The organism is Variovorax sp. V35 (genome assembly GCF_041154465.1).
Classification (GTDB): domain Bacteria; phylum Pseudomonadota; class Gammaproteobacteria; order Burkholderiales; family Burkholderiaceae_C; genus Variovorax; species Variovorax boronicumulans.
In genome coordinates this window covers 3,230,438-3,247,131 of record NZ_AP028666.1, presented here as the reverse complement: position 1 = coordinate 3,247,131, position 16,694 = coordinate 3,230,438, and the positions used below count along the sequence as shown (strand labels likewise).

Annotated in this window: 15 protein-coding genes; 7 read left to right on the top strand and 8 right to left on the bottom strand. The window is 66.1% G+C overall.

What is annotated here, in order from left to right; genetic code table 11:
• Positions 1 to 119: 119 nt before the first annotated feature.
• Both ACAM42_RS15035 and ACAM42_RS15030 read right to left on the bottom strand, forming a co-directional pair.
• Positions 120 to 935, bottom strand: coding sequence for an IS3 family transposase (locus ACAM42_RS15035; protein WP_369632767.1), 816 nt, complete (start codon positions 933 to 935; stop codon positions 120 to 122).
• Complete coding sequence (locus ACAM42_RS15030) at positions 914 to 1,276, bottom strand: transposase (protein ID WP_369632492.1); 363 nt, start codon at positions 1,274 to 1,276, stop codon at positions 914 to 916. Before ACAM42_RS15030 ends, ACAM42_RS15035 begins: the two co-directional genes overlap by 22 nt.
• Positions 1,277 to 2,049: 773 nt before the next feature.
• On the opposite strand from ACAM42_RS15030, the gene ACAM42_RS15025 reads away from it, so the two are divergent.
• From ACAM42_RS15025 to ACAM42_RS15000, 6 genes are all read left to right on the top strand, one after another.
• Positions 2,050 to 3,471 (top strand): FAD-binding oxidoreductase, encoded by a 1,422-nt coding sequence (locus ACAM42_RS15025; protein ID WP_369632491.1) that lies wholly within the window; start codon positions 2,050 to 2,052, stop codon positions 3,469 to 3,471.
• A 76-nt stretch (positions 3,472 to 3,547) separates the two neighbouring features.
• Positions 3,548 to 4,627, top strand: a complete 1,080-nt coding sequence (locus ACAM42_RS15020) for an ABC transporter substrate-binding protein (protein ID WP_062472255.1) — start codon at positions 3,548 to 3,550, stop codon at positions 4,625 to 4,627.
• Positions 4,628 to 4,670: 43 nt separating this feature from the next.
• Positions 4,671 to 5,756: an ABC transporter ATP-binding protein gene (locus tag ACAM42_RS15015; protein WP_062472258.1), complete on the top strand. Its 1,086-nt coding sequence runs from the start codon at positions 4,671 to 4,673 to the stop codon at positions 5,754 to 5,756.
• Positions 5,757 to 5,760: 4 nt separating this feature from the next.
• Positions 5,761 to 7,539: an ABC transporter permease subunit gene (locus ACAM42_RS15010; RefSeq protein WP_070064075.1), complete on the top strand. Its 1,779-nt coding sequence runs from the start codon at positions 5,761 to 5,763 to the stop codon at positions 7,537 to 7,539.
• 42 nt (positions 7,540 to 7,581) lie between these two features.
• Positions 7,582 to 8,484 (top strand): 4-hydroxy-tetrahydrodipicolinate synthase, encoded by a 903-nt coding sequence (gene dapA / locus ACAM42_RS15005; protein ID WP_369632490.1) that lies wholly within the window; start codon positions 7,582 to 7,584, stop codon positions 8,482 to 8,484.
• Between the two features lie 12 nt (positions 8,485 to 8,496).
• Entirely contained in the window at positions 8,497 to 9,663 is a 1,167-nt protein-coding gene (locus ACAM42_RS15000; protein WP_369632489.1) for an alpha-hydroxy acid oxidase, read from the top strand.
• A gap of 48 nt (positions 9,664 to 9,711) precedes the next feature.
• Here the strand turns inward: ACAM42_RS15000 and ACAM42_RS14995 are convergent, their stop codons facing one another.
• The 6 genes from ACAM42_RS14995 to proC form a co-directional block, all read right to left on the bottom strand.
• A complete protein-coding gene (locus ACAM42_RS14995; RefSeq protein WP_062472270.1) occupies positions 9,712 to 10,551 on the bottom strand; it encodes an IclR family transcriptional regulator in 840 nt (279 codons plus the stop codon).
• A 130-nt stretch (positions 10,552 to 10,681) separates the two neighbouring features.
• Positions 10,682 to 11,662, bottom strand: coding sequence for a tripartite tricarboxylate transporter substrate binding protein (locus ACAM42_RS14990; RefSeq protein WP_062472273.1), 981 nt, complete (start codon positions 11,660 to 11,662; stop codon positions 10,682 to 10,684).
• Between the two features lie 48 nt (positions 11,663 to 11,710).
• Positions 11,711 to 13,099, bottom strand: a complete 1,389-nt coding sequence (locus ACAM42_RS14985; protein ID WP_369632488.1) for an MmgE/PrpD family protein — start codon at positions 13,097 to 13,099, stop codon at positions 11,711 to 11,713.
• Positions 13,096 to 13,794, bottom strand: a complete 699-nt coding sequence (locus tag ACAM42_RS14980) for an RraA family protein (RefSeq protein ID WP_369632487.1) — start codon at positions 13,792 to 13,794, stop codon at positions 13,096 to 13,098. Before ACAM42_RS14980 ends, ACAM42_RS14985 begins: the two co-directional genes overlap by 4 nt.
• A gap of 108 nt (positions 13,795 to 13,902) precedes the next feature.
• Positions 13,903 to 14,790, bottom strand: a complete 888-nt coding sequence (gene gcvA, locus ACAM42_RS14975; RefSeq protein ID WP_369632486.1) for a transcriptional regulator GcvA — start codon at positions 14,788 to 14,790, stop codon at positions 13,903 to 13,905.
• Positions 14,791 to 14,846: 56 nt separating this feature from the next.
• On the bottom strand, positions 14,847 to 15,686 hold the full coding sequence (gene proC / locus ACAM42_RS14970; RefSeq protein ID WP_369632485.1) for a pyrroline-5-carboxylate reductase: 840 nt from the start codon (positions 15,684 to 15,686) through the stop codon (positions 14,847 to 14,849).
• A gap of 487 nt (positions 15,687 to 16,173) precedes the next feature.
• Here proC and ACAM42_RS14965 point away from each other — a divergent pair, with 487 nt between their 5' ends.
• The gene (locus tag ACAM42_RS14965) at positions 16,174 to 16,668 is read left to right on the top strand and encodes a gamma-glutamylcyclotransferase family protein (RefSeq protein WP_062472286.1); all 495 of its coding nucleotides are present in this window, start codon (positions 16,174 to 16,176) and stop codon (positions 16,666 to 16,668) included.
• The last annotated feature ends 26 nt before the right edge of the window (positions 16,669 to 16,694 follow it).

Sequence of the window (16,694 nt, the reverse complement as noted above, 5' to 3'; positions counted from 1 at the left end):
TCGGTGTGAAATGCTCAATCCCGCGGCGTGGTCGATTGCGCCCCGACTGTTGGATTTCGCCGATCTCTGACCCTAGATTGGAGTGAACCCCATCGACTGGACCACTGGGGTCGTCAGAACTAAGCCGCCTGCTGGGCGAGTTGGGATTCGAATTCGTTGGGTGGACGGTAACCGAGCGCCGAGTGCAGCCGCTTGGCGTTGTAGACCTCTTCGATGAACCGCGGCAGCCGTGTTGCCACGTCAGCGAACGTCTCGTAGCCAGCCAGGTACACCTCCTCGACCTTGAGCGTCTTCATGAAGCTCTCGGCCTGGGCATTGTGATACAGATTGCCCGGTGAGCTCATGGAGCCTCGAAGCCCGGCCTCTTGCAATGCGCGTCGGTACGTCTCGCTGGCGTACTGACAACCGCGATCCGTATGGTGGATGCAACCCGGCTGCGGCTGTCTGCTTCGGACGGCCGAACGCAGTGCAGCCAACGCAAGCGGTGTGTCGATGCGCCGCGAGATCGCATAGCCCACGACCTTGCGGCTACATGCATCGAGGATGACTGCCAGATAGCAGAACCCGGTCTCGATGCGGATGTACGTGAAGTCCGCCACCCACACGAGATCCGGACGGCTCGGGATCACGTTGCGATAAAGGTTCGGGAAGATCGGCGAGTCGTGGTCGCTGTCGGTGGTGCGAACGAAGCGTCGGCGCGGCTTGATCCCCAAGCCGTGCCTCTTCATGAGGCGCCAGATCCGCTTGTGGTTGATGAGGAGCCCGCGACGACGCAACTCTTGTGTCACGCGGCGATAGCCGTAGTCTGGGAGTTCGTCCTGGATGCTTTCGATGAGCTGCACCACCTGCAGGTCGCTCAGGACGCTGCCGGCTTCGCTGGCTCGGTAGTAGAACGTGCTGCGCGGCAGTTCGATCACTTCGCACCCCCGTCGGATGGAGCAGGCTTCGGGCCGCTGATGATGGAGGAGTTCTCGTTGTCGCTCACGAGGCGCAGGCGCGGCGTTTTTTTGACCAGCTCGAGCTCCATCGTGAGTTGCCCGACCTTGCGCTCCAAGGCTGCAATCTTCGCTTCGTAGTCAGCCACAACAGCGGCCTCGGCTTCCTCGTTGCTGAGTTCGCCGCGATCGAACTGCGTCAGCCACATCTGGATGAGATTGGCTGAGAGGGTGTACTTACGCTGGGCGTCGCGACGACCCAGGGCGCCAGAGCGAATTTCTTGACACAACTGCAGCTTGAACTGCGCAGAGTGCCTGCGATACGGACCTCTTGCGGACATGGACCTTCTCCTTCTATGAAGGCCCAGCCAGCGTATCAGTTCATCTTTCCCCAGTGGTCCAGTCGATGGGGTTCACTCCAGCTCCCTGAGCATGCGGCCTTGGGTGGCAAGCGCTCCGGCGTGATGGGCGTGAGGACACCACGTCGTCGCCCGACGTCGGGCCATGGCGTGCGCCACTGTCGCCCCCCCGCGCACGGGTTTGGCGCACAACGCCACCCGGCACGGCGAAATGGTGCCCAGTGCCGTGAAGCACATCGGCCCGAACAGCCGCGACCGAACACTTCGAACGCACTTGCGACAGGGTGCCTGCGCCCTGTGCGAACCCGCCTGCGAGCCCGCGCAGGTGCGCCCACGTCTGGTCGGGACGGCTGGGTCCAGCTTGTGTGCGAGCACCCTCGCTTCATCGACCGATGCCACGACATCACCGGGCAAACCGTTCGCGACGAGCGCCACTGGCCACCCGCACTCGACGACATTCAGTGAAGCACGGTCCACATGCACCGTACCAGCCGGGGCTGCGCGTGCGCATGTCCACCCCGGGGCCCGCCTCGCATAGGCGCCCTTGTTCGCACTCCTCCCACTCCGAACGCCCGACCTGGGTCGCTTTGGGCGGTCATGGGTGCTAACCCCGATTCCATTTTCCTAAAGTCGAAATAATAATCGTATATCGATTAACTAGAGTGCATTGCAATTACTGGCCTGTTAATTGCTCAGGTCAGGCCGAGGCGTCCTTGGACGTCCTTCGATCCCTCAAACAGTGCAAAGGACCCGAAATGAAGCTCGTTGACGCGCTGATAGAACTGCTCGGCCGGGACGCCGTGCTCCAGGATGAAGCAGACACGGCAGGCTTCACGCAGGATTGGCGCGACCGCTATCGCGGGGCCGCCTCCTGCGTCGTGTTGCCGTCTTCGACCGCGCAGGTCGCCGCCGTGGTGCGCCTGTGCGCGCAGCACCGCACCGCCGTGCTGCCCCAAGGCGGCAACACCAGCCTGTGCGGCGGCGCCGTACCGGACGAGGCGCAGGCCCTGCCGGTGATCGTGTCGCTCAACCGCATGCGCAAGGTGCGCTCGATCGATGCGGCCAACAACTCCATGGTCGTGGAAGCTGGCTGCGTGCTCGCCGCAGTCCAGCAAGCGGCTGTGGAAGTCCAGCGCCTCTACCCGGTCAGCCTGGGCGCCGAGGGCTCCTGCCAGATCGGCGGCACCATCGCCACCAACGCCGGAGGCACGGGTGTACTGCGTTGGGGCGGCACGCGAGACAACGTGCTCGGACTGGAAGTCGTGCTTCCCGACGGCACGGTCTGGGACGGCCTGTATGCGCTGCGCAAGAACAACACCGGGATCGACCTCAAGCACCTGTTCATCGGCGCGGAAGGCACGATGGGCATCATCACCGCCGCCGCCCTGAAGCTGCACCCGCTGCCGACGAGCCATGCGATGGCATGGTTCGCGCCGACCGATCCGCAGGCCGCCGTCGAGGTCCTGGGCCTGTTCCAGGCGCGCTGCGGCTCGCAACTCTCGGCGTTCGAGATGATCGATGCGCACCAGTTGAACCTGGTGCTCACCCATGTGCCGGGGCGTCGCAATCCGCTCCCGTCACCCCACCCCTGGCATGTGCTGGTCGAGCTGGCCGACACCGGAGATTCGGCGGCGCTCGACCAGGTGCTCCAGGATGTCCTCGAAGACGCCAGCGAGAAGGGGCTGCTCGGCGATGCCGTGCTGGCCACGACCGAGGCACAGCGCGCGGCCCTGTGGGAAGTGCGGCACAGCGTGTCGGAAGCCAACAAGAAGGCCGGCATGGGCCTGACCACCGACTGCGCCGTGCCGGTATCGGCGGTGCCGGCCTTCATCGCGCAAGCCACGCAGGCGGTGCGCGCGATCGTGCCGGACATGCCGGTCGCGGTGGTCGCCCATCTGGGGGACGGGAACGCGCACTTCATTCCCTTCTATTCGTTTGCGCAATGGAACGCCTTGCCGGACCAGGAGGGCGCGGCACAGGCGGTGCGCCACGCCGTCAACGACATCGCCCACGCCCTGGGCGGCACCTTCAGCGCCGAGCACGGTGTCGGCCGCACCCAGCTGGCGGAGATGCGCAGCTACAAGCCCGCCGTCGAGTTGCGGCTGATGCATGCGATCAAGCGCGCCATCGACCCGGCGCACCTGTTCAACCCCGGCCGGCTGCTGCCGCCAGAGTGAACCCCGTCCACGCCCGTTCTCATCTCTTGCTCTTTCTCTTCTTCCTTCCGTCCATCACTCTCATCCTGGAGTTGTCATGAAAACCAATCACCCCTCCTCGCGCCGCGTGGTCCTGAAGTCCGCTGCCGCCGGGCTCGTGGCCCTGGCAGCCCCCGCCATCTGGACGCCCGCACGGGCCGCCAGCAAGCGCATCGTCGTGCGCGATGACGGCGGCATCTACACCAAGGCCTACGGGGCGGTGTTCTATCGCCCCTTCACAGAGAAGACCGGCATCGAGGTGGTGGCAGTGCAGGCCAACGCTGAGCCCACGGCCCAGATCCGCAGCATGGTGGAGACCAAGAACTACACCTGGGACATGGCAAAGATCAGCCAGCCCGCCATCCGCACCCTGACCAGCGGCAGCAAGATCTATCTGGAAAAGCACGGCTTGGAAGCCGACCCGATGGTCGCCACCATTCCGGCGCAATACATGTCGCCCTACGGCGTGGGCAACAACGTCTACTCCACCGTGCTGGCCTACCGCACCGACAAGTTCAAGGGCCGCAAGGCGCCCTCCTCGTGGGCCGACTTCTGGAACGTGAAGGACTTCCCGGGCCGCCGCGGCCTGCGCAAGCACCCGTTCGACACCATCGAGGAAGCGCTGATGGCCGATGGCGTGCCCAACGGCCAGGTCTACCCGTGCAACCTGGACCGTGCCCTTGCCAGCCTGGACAAGGTCAAGTCGGCCGTCGACGTGTGGTGGACATCCGGCGCGCAGGTCGAGCAGATGCTGGGCAACGGCGAGGTCGACATGGTGGCCACCTGGGTCTCGCGCGCGCAATCGGCCATTGCCAATGGCGCACCGGTCTCGATCGTCTGGAACCAGAACCTGTGGGGCTGCGACAGCTGGTCGATCCTGGCGGGCTCGCCCAACGCCGACGCCTGCCGCGAATTCATCAAGTTCGCCTCCGACCCCAAGCGCATGGCCGCGCTCACCGAGTACTTTCCGGCCGGCATGACTCAGCCCGCCGCCTTCAGTTTCGTCAAGCCGGAACTGGCAAAGGGCTGCCCCACGCACCCGGACAACATCAAGAACGGCCTGCAGATCGATGCCCGCTACTGGCAGGAGAACCAGGCGCAGGTGCTGGAGAAGTTCAACGCCTGGATTCTCAAGTAAGCGCCGCTGCGCCTGCCATCCTTTACCTGCCTGCTCCTGCACCATGTCCAAGACCAGTCTGAAAATTTCCGGACTCTCCAAGCGCTACGGCGACTTCGTTGCGCTCGCACCGACGAACATCGACGTCGCCCAGGGCGAGTTCCTGACCCTGCTGGGCCCGTCGGGCTCCGGCAAGACCACCCTGCTGAGCCTGATCGCCGGCCTGGCCCAGCCCGATGAGGGACAGATGCTCATCGACGGCGTCGATGCCACGCGCAGCGCGCCGTACGAGCGCGACATCGGCATGGTGTTCCAGAACTACGCCCTGTTTCCGCACATGACGGTGGAGGACAACATCGCCTTCCCGCTGCGCATGCGCAGGCAGGAGCAGGCCTCGATCGGGCGGCGCGTGGCCGAGGCGCTGGAGATGATCCGCCTGCCGCATGTCGCCAAGCGCTATCCGCGCGAACTCTCCGGCGGTCAGCAGCAGCGCATCGCGCTGGCGCGCTGCATGGTCTACCGCCCCTCGATCATCCTGATGGACGAGCCGCTGGGTGCGCTCGACAAGAAGCTGCGCGACCAGATGCAACTGGAGATCAAGCGCATCCACCGCGAGCTGGGCACGACCATCGTCTACGTCACGCACGACCAGGAAGAAGCGATGACGATGTCGGATCGCATCTGCCTGATGAACGGCGGACGCATCGAACAGCTGGGCACGCCCGCCGACCTGTACTTCCGCCCGCGCACCCTGTTCGTGGCGGACTTCCTCGGCGAATCGAACCTGCTGCCTGGGACCATCGCCGAGGTCGACGCCGACGGCGTGCACGTGGCCCTGAACGGCAGCGAGATCACGGCGCGCGGCGTGTCCAACGGCACCGCACTGGCGCGCGGCCATGCGGTGCGCGTGATGGTGCGTCCCCAGAACCTGAACGTCTCCTCGGCGGCGCCTGCGCCCGGCCAACTATCGGGCCAGCTGATCGACATCATGATCACCGGCAGCCTGACCAAGCTCTATCTGCAGGCGACGCAGCAGGCCGAACCGATCGTGGCGGCCTTCCCGACCTGCCAGTCCGCCGAGCGCTACGAGACGGGCCAGACGCTGTCGCTGCACTGGCATGCGAACGACGCCGTCGTGATCGCGGAGTGATGCCATGAACAACCGTGTGAAGGCGCCCGGATTCCGCTTGGGCGCGTCGTGGCGGCAGGCCCTCATGGCCACGCCGTTGGTGCTGCTGTTGCTGGCCTTGCTGGTCTATCCGGTCGGGCAACTGCTGCTGCTGAGCATCCAGAACGACGAAGGCTTCAGCCTCGCGTCGTACCGGCAGCTGTTCGCCTCGTCGGTGTACATCAACGTGCTGCTGATCACGCTCAAGATCTCGCTGTGGACAACGCTGCTGTCCGTGGTGGCCGCCTATCCGGTGGCCTACCTCATCTCGGCATCGTCACCGAAACGCAAGGCGACGCTGCTGTTCTGGGTGCTGCTGTCGTTCTGGACCAGCTTCCTGGTGCGTGCCTTCGCCTGGGTGGTTCTGCTGGGCCGCAACGGTGTCATCAACCAGTTGCTGGTCTCCCTGGGCGTGATCGATGCGCCGGCCAACCTGCTCTACAGCGTGGGCAGCGTGCTGGTCGGCATGGTCCATGCCCTGATGCCGCTGGCGGTGCTCACCATGCTGTCGGTCATGGAGAACATCGACCGCAACCTCCCGCGCGCCGCGGCCACGCTGGGCGCGCCCCCGGGCACGGCGTTCTGGACCGTGTACTTTCCGCAGTCGCTCCCCGGCGTGGCGGCCGCGGCGATCATGGTGTTCGTGACCGCGATCGGGTTCTTCATCGTGCCCGCGCTGCTCGGGGGACGCCAGGAGACCATGATCACGCAGATCATCATCGACCAGGTGCAGCAGACGATGAACTGGGGCTTTGCCGGTGCCATCTCGGTGCTGCTGCTGGTGGTGGTGCTGGCGGTGTTCGCGCTCTACGACAAGCTGCTCGGCCTGTCCAGCATGACGGGCAGCGCGCCCAGCCGCACGCGCCCCGCGGCCGACTCGGTCAGCACCCGCTGGATCAAGCGCCAGGGCAGCGAGCTGCTTATCGCGCTGGGCCGCGCTTGCGACCTTCTCATCAGCTGGCTGCCGCGCCGCCAAGCCCATGCAGAAGGTCCTTCGCGCGGCTGGAACCTGCTGGTCTGGGCCCTTCTGGTGTTCCTCAGCGTGCCGGCATTCCTGATGATTCCGCTGTCCTTCAGCGGGGGCTCCGGCCTGGCATGGCCACCTAAGGGCTTCTCGCTGCAGTGGTATCAGCAGATGTTCGATTCGCCGCTGTGGATGCAGTCCGTGGTGCGCTCGCTCACCGTGGCGCTGGGCGCGGGCTTCCTGTCGATGCTGATCGGCACGCCGGCCGCCCTGTTGCTGGTGCGCGGGCAGATGCGCGGCAAGTCGGCCATGCTGGCGTTCGTGCTGTCGCCGATCATCGTGCCGCGCATGATCATCGCCGTTGGCATGTTCTATTTCTTTGCGCGCGTCGGCCTGGTCGGCACCTGGATCGGCCTCGTGCTGGGCCACACGGTGGTGGCGGTTCCCTATGTCGTGATGACCATGATGGCCGTGCTGCGCAACTACGACACGCGGCTCGACCTGGCAGCGCAAAGCCTGGGCGCAGGCCCGCTGGCCACGCTGCGGCATGTGACCTTCCCGATCCTAGCGGCCGGCCTGCTGTCGTCCTTCCTGTTCGCGTTCGCCACGTCCTTCGACGAACTGACGATTTCGCTGTTCGCCTCTGGAGGCTTGAACTCGACATTGCCCAAGCAATTCTGGGACGAAGTCACGCTGCAGCTGTCACCCGTCATCGCGGCGGTCTCGACCTGCCTGTTTGTCTTCATCGCGGCGCTGATCTGGGTCGCTGACCGGCTGCGCCGCGCCAGCCTGGCGCGCTGAACCGGCCCCTCCTCCATCCATTCCACTTCAAAGACATTTCTCATGAGCTTCATCGACGCATCCAAGCTGCGGGGCATCATTCCCGCCATCCCCACCCCCGTCAACGCGGACGACACGATCAACGAGTACGCCACCAAGGCGCTGCTGGCCCATCTGCTCGAGCAGGGCATCGACGGCGTGCTGCCGCTGGGCGGCACTGGGGAGTACGGCGCATTGGCGCGTGCCGAGCGCGTCAAGATGGCACGCCTGACGGTCGAGGCCGTGGCGGGCAAGGTGCCGGTGATCCCCGGCGTGCTCGACCCCGGGTTCCACGACGCGATGGATGCCGGCAAGGCCTTTGCCGATGTCGGCGCGGATGCGCTGCTGGTGCTGACGCCCTACTACACAAACCCCACGCAGGCCGGCATCCGTGACTACTTCCTGCGCTACGCCGACAGCTCGCCAGTGCCGATCATGATCTACGAGATTCCCTACCGCACCCGCATTGCGATTGCACCGGAAATCCTGCATGAACTGTCGCACCACGAACGCATCATCGGCATGAAGGCGTGCAACACCGACATGTACCACTTCCTGCGCACCATCGCGGGCGTCGACGACTCCTTTGCCGTGCTCAGCGGCGAAGACACGCTGTTCCCCCTGCACGTGGCGGCCGGCGCCCGCGGCGGGATCGTCGTGACGGCCAGCCTGCTGCCGCGCGCCTGGCGCAACATCTATGACGCCGCGCGCGAGGGCCGTACCGACGAGGCGCTGTCCCTGCACCGCGACCTGATGCCGCTGATGAACCTGGCATTCGCCGAGACCAACCCGGGGCCGATGAAGTCCGTCATGGACCTGATCGGCGTGAATGCCCCCGAGATGCTGGCGCCCCTGGTGCCGCCCGCCCCCGAACTGCAACAGGCCATGCGCGCGGAGTTGTCGCGGCAACTGGCGATCGCGCGCTGATCGGCAGCGGCCATGGCGGCACTCGCTGCAGTACAGGACTACCGCGTCCTGGCACGCAAGCGTCTCACGCGCATCGCCGGCGACTACCTGGAGGGTGGCGCGGAAGATGGACGCACGCTGACGCGCAATCGGCGCGCTTACGACGCGCTGCTGTTCAAGCCGCGCGTGCTCACCGAAGTCAGCGCGGTGGATGCGGGCGTCGACGTGCTCGATCAGCATCTGGCCATGCCCGCGGTGGTGGGCCCCACGGGTCTGAACGGCCTGTACTACCCGCGCGCCGAGGAGGCACTGGCCGTCGCGGCACATCGCGCCGGCTTGCCGTTCGTGCTCTCCACGGCCTCCACCTCGCTGCTGGAAGACGTGCGCCGCGCCAGCGACGGCGAGCTCTGGCTGCAGCTGTATGTGCAACGTGACCGCAGCATCGCCCAACGCATGATGCAGCGCGCACGTGACGCCGGCTACACCACGCTGATGCTCACCGTCGACACGCCCGTGCACGGTGTGCGCGATCACGACATCCGCAATGGCTTCAAGATGCCCCTGCGCATCACGCCGCGGCTGATGGCCGATGTCATGACCCATCCGCGCTGGTGCATGCGCATGCTGCGCCAGGGCGGCTCACCGCAACTGGTGAACCTGGCACGAAGCACGGGCATGGCGGTCAACCTGGCCGCGCAGGCCGGCGCGATGAGCCGCCAGATGGACATGTCGCTGCGCTGGCAGGACATCGACTGGTTGCGCGCGCACTGGTCGGGCCGTGTGCTGGTGAAGGGCATCCTGTCGGTGGACGATGCGCTGCGCGCACGCGCGGCGGGTGTGGATGGCATCGTGCTGTCCAACCACGGCGGTCGTCAGCTGGAAAGCGCCCCCAGTCCCCTCGAGCTGCTGCCGGCTGTGACCCAGGCGGTGGGGTCGGCATTGACGGTCATGATGGACGGCGGCATCCGTCGCGGCAGCGACATCGTCAAGGCGCGTGCCCTGGGCGCGCAGGCCGTCTTGCTCGGACGCGCGCCGCTGTACGGTCTGGCCGCGCGAGGTCCCCGCGGCGTGTCCGAAGTGCTGCAGATCCTGCGCAACGAATGCGAAACGACCCTTCGCCTGCTCGGGTGTCCCCGTGCGGCGGAACTGACGCCTTCGATCTTTCAGCCCGGATGGGAAGAACGCCTGAGAACGATCTGAGGCCTGCATGCCGGAATCGCCGGCATACCTGCAGAGCGTCGCCGCTCGCTACTCGCCGTAGCCCGCGAACTTGGCCTTGGAGATGGAGGTGGCGGCCACCTGCACGTGCTGTGCAAGCTGCGCCTCCACCTGCTCGGTCGTCCAGCGTGTCGTCGGCACGGCGATGTTGACCGCGGCTACGGCAACTCCCCGATGATCGGTGATCGCAGCGGCAATGGAGATGTCCCCCATCACCGTCTCGTTGGTGATCACGGCATAGCCGCGCTCGGCCGCACGTTCGATGCGCGCAAGGAGCTCATCCATGCGCGTCTCGGTATAAGGCGTGATCGCCGTCAGCCGTGAGCGCTGCAAGACCTCGACGCGCTGCGACGGCTCCATGCGCGCCAGGATGGAGGTGCCCGAGGCGGTGCAGAAGGCAGGAAGCCGGCTCCCCACCGCGATGTCGACGTTGACCAGGTGCTTGCCGGGAAACCGGGCCACGAACACGATCTCGGTGTCGTCCAGTTCCTGCAGGTTGGTGGTCTCTCCGAGCGTGCGACTGATGTCCAGCAGGTACGGCGACGCCTTGTCCACCAAGGCATTGGCACGCAGGTAGTTGTAGGACAGCTGCAGCACCTTGGACGTGAGTCCATATTGACGCGTGTCGGGAATGCGGCGCAGGTAGCCGATCTTCTCCAACGTGTAGACCACGCGCTGCGTCGCACTGCGGTCGAGGTTGGACGCGCGCGCAATGTCTGCGATGGTCAGGTGACCACGCGTTCCATTGAATGCATCCAGGACATGGAAGGCCTTTTCCGTCGAGCCGATGAACAGCGACGAATGGCCGTGACGCCTGGTTTGCTGGGTTTCCGAGGGGATCTCGGGAGAAGGATCCGACGGACTGGGCATCTGCGCGGAAGAGCTGAAGTGGAGGAAGCGCCCCTCGGGGCCATGCGCCGTTGTTGCAACGGCGAGCCTGCCCAGTTTACCGCGTGCGCGACGCTCGAACGCACCTCATCCCTGCCCGCGCCGACCCATCTCACTGGAGCGTGATACCGGTCTCGCCAAGCACCTTCGCCCAGGTCGCCACCTCGCTGCCGATCTTCTTGCGTGCCTCAGCGGGGCTTTGCGTGACCACCTCGATGCCCAAGGCCTCGAACCGCTGATGCACCTGCGAGTCCTTCAAGGCAGTGTTGAGGTCTGCATTGAGCTGATCCACCACAGCCTTGGAGGTGCCGCGCGGCGCAGAGATGCCGAAGATGGAAACGACATCGTTGGTCAACTTGACGCCGCTCTCGCGCAAGGTCGGTACATCGGGCAATGCAGGGCTTCGCGCCGGCCCTGCGATGGCCAGCACCTTGATGCGGCCCCCCTTTAGGTTGTTGATGGCCGTCGAGGTGTTGACGAACATGGCATGAATCTGGCCGCCGATCAGGTCGGTAAGGGCCGGTGTCGACCCCTTGTAAGGCACTGCGAGCAGATCGATGCCCGCAGCGCGCTTGAGCATCTCGCCCGCGACGTGCTCGAGCGAGCCATTGCCCGTGGTCGCATACGAATAGCCGCCAGGGTTCTTCTTTGCGGCTTGGATGAACTCCTGCAGCGTCTTCACGGGCAGCGAGGACGGCACAACCATCACGTTCGGCAGGTTGCCCACGATGGCCACGTGCTCGAAATCCTTCATCAGGTCATAGCCGGCGCTGCTGCCCATGAGGTTGGCATTGATGGCGTAGGTGGTCAGCGCGGACATCAGCACCGTGCGGCCATCGGCCGGCGAGCGCGCCACGTACTGGGCGCCGATGTTCCCGGAAAATCCGGGCCGGTTGTCGACGATGACGCCATGGCCGCGCAGCGCGGACAGCTTCTGGGCCAGCGCGCGTGCCATGGCATCGAGCGAGCCCCCCGCGGGGTAGCCCACCACGATCGTCATGTCCTTAGAACCTTGGCTGTGGGCGAGCTTGCTCGAGGCCAGCAACGGCAACGCGGCGCAGGCAAGCAGTTGGCGGCGTGAAATGGTGGGCATGGCGGGTACTCCAGAAGAATCGATGTGATGAATGAACGAATGCGGCGGTCAGTGCGTGGCAGCCAGCAGACGGCCCAGTGTTCGCGCATCGGGAAACGGTGTGCCGCGCAGTGCACTGAGCAGCTCGGCAGCCGCTGCGCCGTCCATCGCCAAGCTCGCGCAGGCCATGAATTTGTCTCGGTGCTCGGCATCGCTCAGAGGTTGCGATGGATGGCCTCGCGGCTTGGCGCGACGGTCATGGAACACCGTCTGGCCATCCACTTCGATATGAAGCTCGGCGAAGTCGCCGTTGCCCGCGGGGAAGTCGATGCCCGGTGCGACTTCGATGCGCTGCGCCAAGGCACGCACGTCGGGGCGCTCCAGCGCCGCATCCACGAAATCCGTCAGCCCCTGCGCCCCACCAAGCAGCGCCACGGCGACGCAGTATTCGACATGGAACTTGGCCTCCATCCCCGATGTCGGCCAGACCGTCCTGCGCGCAGCGCCCAGCCGCGTGCTGATGCCACAGCGGATCCGGCTGGCACCGACCAACTCGGGCAGGCGGTGGGCCCGCGTCTCGATCGCCATGTCGACCAGCGCATGCATCAAGGAACAGGTGGGGTACTGCTTGTAGACGATGCCCGGGGCCACCAGCTCGAACGGCTGGCCCAAGGCTGCCAGGGCGCGCTGCGGTCGCGCGTCGTCACCGCAGAACAGGGCTAGGAATCCTTCGTGCCCCTCCAGCGCCTGGGCACTGGCGGTGACGCCCGCCTCGGCCAGCCGCGCGGCCAGCACGCCGTTGTGGGCTGCCAGCCCCGCATGCAGCGGCTTGGTCATGGAGCCGAAGTTCACGCGCAAGCCTGCCGCCATCGATGCCGCGATACCCAGTGCGTGCACGGTGCGCATCTCGTCGAGCCCCAGCAGCTTCGCGCAGGATGCGGCGGCCCCCACGGCGCCCAGCGTGCAGGTGGTGTGCCACCCCAGCTGCGAATGGCGGTCATTGACGGCGAGCCCGAGCTTGGCTGCGATTTCAACGCCCACCACGTAGGCCTCGATGAGCGCTGGCCCCGCGACACCGATCTCTTCGCCCAACGCCAGCACGGCCGGAACGATCGGCGCCGAGGGATGGCCACGCATGGATTCGTTGGTGTCGTCGATGGCGTGTGCGTGCGCGGCGCAGCCGTTGATGAGCGCGGCATCGCGCGCCGAGGCGCGCCGCGGCTGGGCCCAGAGGGTGCACGGCCCGGTGCCGGTCTCGGCCAGCCGGGCCGCCTGGATGGAGACAGGCTCACCGGCACCGGCGAGCGCGCCCCCCAGGCAGTCGGCGATCGCGCGTTGCGCTTCGGCGTGCACAGAGACGGGCATGTGATCGAAGGCAGCGGACTGGACAAAGGCCGCGAAAGCGCGCGTCAGGCCCTGAGGCTGCTCCGCTTCACCTGCGCAGGACGCGGCGCTCATGCGGCGTCGCCCTGCGGTTGCCAGGCGGCGACGTGCGCCTCCATCTCGTCGAGAAAGCCATGGATGCCATGACCACCGACTTGCACGCTCAGCGCCGCACACACCGCGTCGATGCTGCGGCGCGGGACGATCGCGACGCCTTCGACGCTCGCGCAGATCACATCCCCCGGGCTGACGATCACGCCACCGCAGGCCACCGGCACGTTGAGTTCGGCGGGCCCGAGCTTCGGTCCCGAATGGGGGGAGATACCCAGCCCGTAGATCGGGATGCCGGCCTCCTGGGCCTCTGCCATGTCTCGCCAGGCGCCATTAACCAGCAGGCCGGCCATGCCGTATTCGTCGCGCGCCACCTTGAGCAGTTCGAAGCCTCCCATGCACCAGCGCGTGAAGGCTTGGCCGTCCACCACGAGGACGTCGCCAGGCTGGATGCGGCGGATCGCGGCCATGACGCCGAGGTTGTCGCCCGGGGGGCACTTGACGGTGAACGCAGGACCTGCCATCGGGAGGGCCGGCAGCACCAGGGGCCGCACCTCGGGCGCGCAGGTGTACATGCGCCCCACCAGATCGCTCAGGCGGGTGACGTCGGCCGCACGCAGCTGCGCCAGGCAGGCGGCATCGATCGGCGCGGCGTGCGGCTGGATCAGGAATGGCGCAAGGGGTCGCTTCCAGCGGCGATCGGGAGGTGTGGCAGACATGGTGGCTTCAGGGTCAAAGTGCAGATTTGCTGCGAATCTTTGCTATTTTCCGAAGCTCACCTCTATTGCGAAAGCGACGATTACTGATGAACCGATGAGGTTATCTCATCAACTTACGACGGCCGCCAACAGCCATTCGCGGAAGGCGGCCACCGCCGGGGCGTCGCGGCGCGCCTCGGGACACACGAAGTGATAGCCGCGCGAGCTCGGCAGTCCAAAGCGGGACAGCTGCACGATCCGGCCCTGTGCGATGTCGCTCGCGACCAGAAAGCGCGGCAGAAGTGCTGCCCCCATGTCGGCCAGCACCGCTTCCAGGATCATGTTGAAGCTGTCGAAGCGCGGCCCGCGAAATGCGTTCGGCGGCTCCACCTCGACATGGCGGAACCAGTCTTGCCAGGCGGAAGGTCGCGTGAATTGCTGCAGCAACATGGCCCGTCCAAGATCGGCCGGCGTGCGCAGCTTCAGCGCCTGCCGGTAGGTCCGGCTGCTGACCGGGATCATGTCCTCGCCCATCAGCAGCGTTGCGACCGCACCGGGCCAGGCGGGCTCACCATAGTGAATGGCAGCGTCGAAAGGCTCTTTCGCGAAATCGAACGGCGCGCTGCGCGACACCAGGTTGACGTTGACCTCGGGGTGCATCGCCAGGAACGTGGGCAGCCGCGGGATCAGCCACTTGACGGCAAAGGTCGGCACCGAAGCGAGGTTCAGTATCTCCTTGTCACCCGTGGCCATGGCCTGGTTGGTGACCTCGCCCAGGTCCTTCAGGATGCGCCGGACCTCTTCCAGGTAGCGTGCGCCCGGCCCCGTCAGCAGCACCCGCTGGCGCACACGCGCGAACAGGGCCACGCCCAGGTTCTCCTCCAGCTGTCGCACCTGCTGGCTCACTGCGCCTTGCGTCAAGTGCAGCTCATCGGCCGCGCGCCGGAAGTTCAGATGTCGCGCAGCCGATTCGAAGGCTGTCAGGGCCGTGATGGAGGGGAGTCGCGCACGCTTCATGGCATGCCATTGTCGGTGCGGCGTGCCCGCCAGGCGGCCGTGCAACGCGTTCGTGCTCAGGCCTGCTGCGCGAACTCTCTGGAGATGACCTCGGCCCGCGTGCAGGCCGCGGCGACGGCATCCTTCAGGGCCTGGGCAGTCCGGGCCGCGTCCAGTTGCGCCAGCGCAGCCTCCGTGGTTCCATGCTTGGACGTCACGCGCTCGCGCAGCGTCCCGAATGCATCGCCTGACTGCGCCTGCTGCACGGCGCCAGCGACGGTCTTGAGGACCAGCTCGCGCGCCGTCACCTCGTCGAAGCCCACCGCCTGGGCCGCGGCCTGGAACGCCTCCAGAAAATGAAACACGTAGGCGGGGCCGCTGCCGCTGACGGCCGTGACAGCATTCAGTCGTTCGTCGTTTTCGACCCAGAAGCAATGGCCCGTCGTGGCCAGCACGTCCTGCGCGACGCGTCGGTCGGCCGGCGCCGCCTCCGGCGCGGCGGTCAGGCCCGTCACGCTGGCACCGATCAGGGCCGACGTGTTCGGCATGGCGCGAATCACGCGCGCGCTTGCCAGCCAACCCGACAGCTCGACGCAGCGGATCCCCGCCGCGATGCTGATGTGCAGGGGTGCCCGCAGGTGCGCGCTGGCCTGCTGCACCGCCTGGCACAGCACCTGCGGCTTGACGGCCCAGACCACCACCTCGGCACCCGCCAGACGATCGTCGACGCGGCCTCCCACATCGACGCCCAGCGAGGCGTGCAGGCGCTCTTGCTGCGCCGCGTCGGGGTCGAACACCACGATGGCCCGGGGCGGCAGCCCCGCCCTGATCAGGCCGCTGATCAGGGCCGTCGCCATCTGACCGCCGCCGATGAAGGCGTACGAGCCGGCTTGTGCTTTGGAAAATTCTGAGTTCATGAGAAGTCTGGGTTGATGCTGCGTGCACGGAAGACCCCGGCAGCAAAGTCTCTGGCGATAAGGGAAGCGCCGGCAAGAAATGCAGGGGGATGCCTCTGTGGCAACACTCCATGGCCGGCTACACCAAATCTACGCATCCCTCGCCGAGCATTGTTTCGAAGATGCGCATCGACACCACACAAAGCACGGTGCGGCCGTGCGTTGGCGATGCATCCGGCCCCCGGCCGCGTCCTCGCAGGCCACGGTCTGCAGCATCGATGCCGGCTTCGAGCGCAGCGCGCGGAGCGACCCGCCCACCTGAGCCGCCATCGCGCAAGACCACTCCAGCGGCGTTCCGCCGGCGAGCCGCGTTGCGCGCGTAAACCCCGCCTTGTTTTCGTATATTTCTTCGTATATCTTTGCGTATATGAAGAAGCCGGACGCGGTTTTCTTCTGCCAGGGGGCCCTCTTGCCAGGGCCTTTGTTCCTCATTTGCCAGAGAGATTTGATGTACTACTTCGCCTACTGCACCTGGATCAACGATCCGGAAATCAAACGCTACATGCCCGGATGCAAGAAGATTGCCAAGGCCGTGCTGCCTAACTACCGCCTGGAATTCCATGCCGCTGCCGGCCGCACCGACCGCGGCTGGTGCCACCTGAACGGCCTGCCCGAAGCGTGGAGCGAACAATGCGAAGGCCTCGTGTTCGAAGACGACGGCCTGACCGACGACTACGACGATTTCGAGCGCTTCGCCATCACCGTCCTCGGGGAAGATGGCAAGACCTACAACTGCTGGACCTATCGCATGACCTCGCCCGGCATGGCGATGCGCCCGCCGAACTTCTACTGGCAGCACATTCCCGACGGTCTGAAGTCCGAGGGCTTCTCCGCCGACTACATCGCCAAGGTTCAGGCCACCTACGAAGCTGCAGCGCCCTGCCCACGCGCGGACCGCCCGAATCCTTCCGCAATCCCTGGCAAGTCCGCCGACTCGCGTTAACCACGACTGCGCCTACGCCGTCAGCA

What these genes read in the sequence shown, in the direction of transcription:
- ACAM42_RS15010 (WP_070064075.1), top strand. Translation starts at nt 5,761, where the DNA reads ATGAACAACCGTGTGAAGGCGCCCGGATTCCGCTTGGGCGCGTCGTGG.
- proC (WP_369632485.1), bottom strand. Translation starts at nt 15,686, where the DNA reads ATGAACTCAGAATTTTCCAAAGCACAAGCCGGCTCGTACGCCTTCATC.
- ACAM42_RS14985 (WP_369632488.1), bottom strand. Translation starts at nt 13,099, where the DNA reads ATGAGCGCCGCGTCCTGCGCAGGTGAAGCGGAGCAGCCTCAGGGCCTG.
- ACAM42_RS14990 (WP_062472273.1), bottom strand. Translation starts at nt 11,662, where the DNA reads ATGCCCACCATTTCACGCCGCCAACTGCTTGCCTGCGCCGCGTTGCCG.
- ACAM42_RS15025 (WP_369632491.1), top strand. Translation starts at nt 2,050, where the DNA reads ATGAAGCTCGTTGACGCGCTGATAGAACTGCTCGGCCGGGACGCCGTG.
- ACAM42_RS15000 (WP_369632489.1), top strand. Translation starts at nt 8,497, where the DNA reads ATGGCGGCACTCGCTGCAGTACAGGACTACCGCGTCCTGGCACGCAAG.
- dapA (WP_369632490.1), top strand. Translation starts at nt 7,582, where the DNA reads ATGAGCTTCATCGACGCATCCAAGCTGCGGGGCATCATTCCCGCCATC.
- ACAM42_RS14965 (WP_062472286.1), top strand. Translation starts at nt 16,174, where the DNA reads ATGTACTACTTCGCCTACTGCACCTGGATCAACGATCCGGAAATCAAA.
- ACAM42_RS15030 (WP_369632492.1), bottom strand. Translation starts at nt 1,276, where the DNA reads ATGTCCGCAAGAGGTCCGTATCGCAGGCACTCTGCGCAGTTCAAGCTG.
- ACAM42_RS15020 (WP_062472255.1), top strand. Translation starts at nt 3,548, where the DNA reads ATGAAAACCAATCACCCCTCCTCGCGCCGCGTGGTCCTGAAGTCCGCT.
- gcvA (WP_369632486.1), bottom strand. Translation starts at nt 14,790, where the DNA reads ATGAAGCGTGCGCGACTCCCCTCCATCACGGCCCTGACAGCCTTCGAA.
- ACAM42_RS14995 (WP_062472270.1), bottom strand. Translation starts at nt 10,551, where the DNA reads ATGCCCAGTCCGTCGGATCCTTCTCCCGAGATCCCCTCGGAAACCCAG.
- ACAM42_RS14980 (WP_369632487.1), bottom strand. Translation starts at nt 13,794, where the DNA reads ATGTCTGCCACACCTCCCGATCGCCGCTGGAAGCGACCCCTTGCGCCA.
- ACAM42_RS15015 (WP_062472258.1), top strand. Translation starts at nt 4,671, where the DNA reads ATGTCCAAGACCAGTCTGAAAATTTCCGGACTCTCCAAGCGCTACGGC.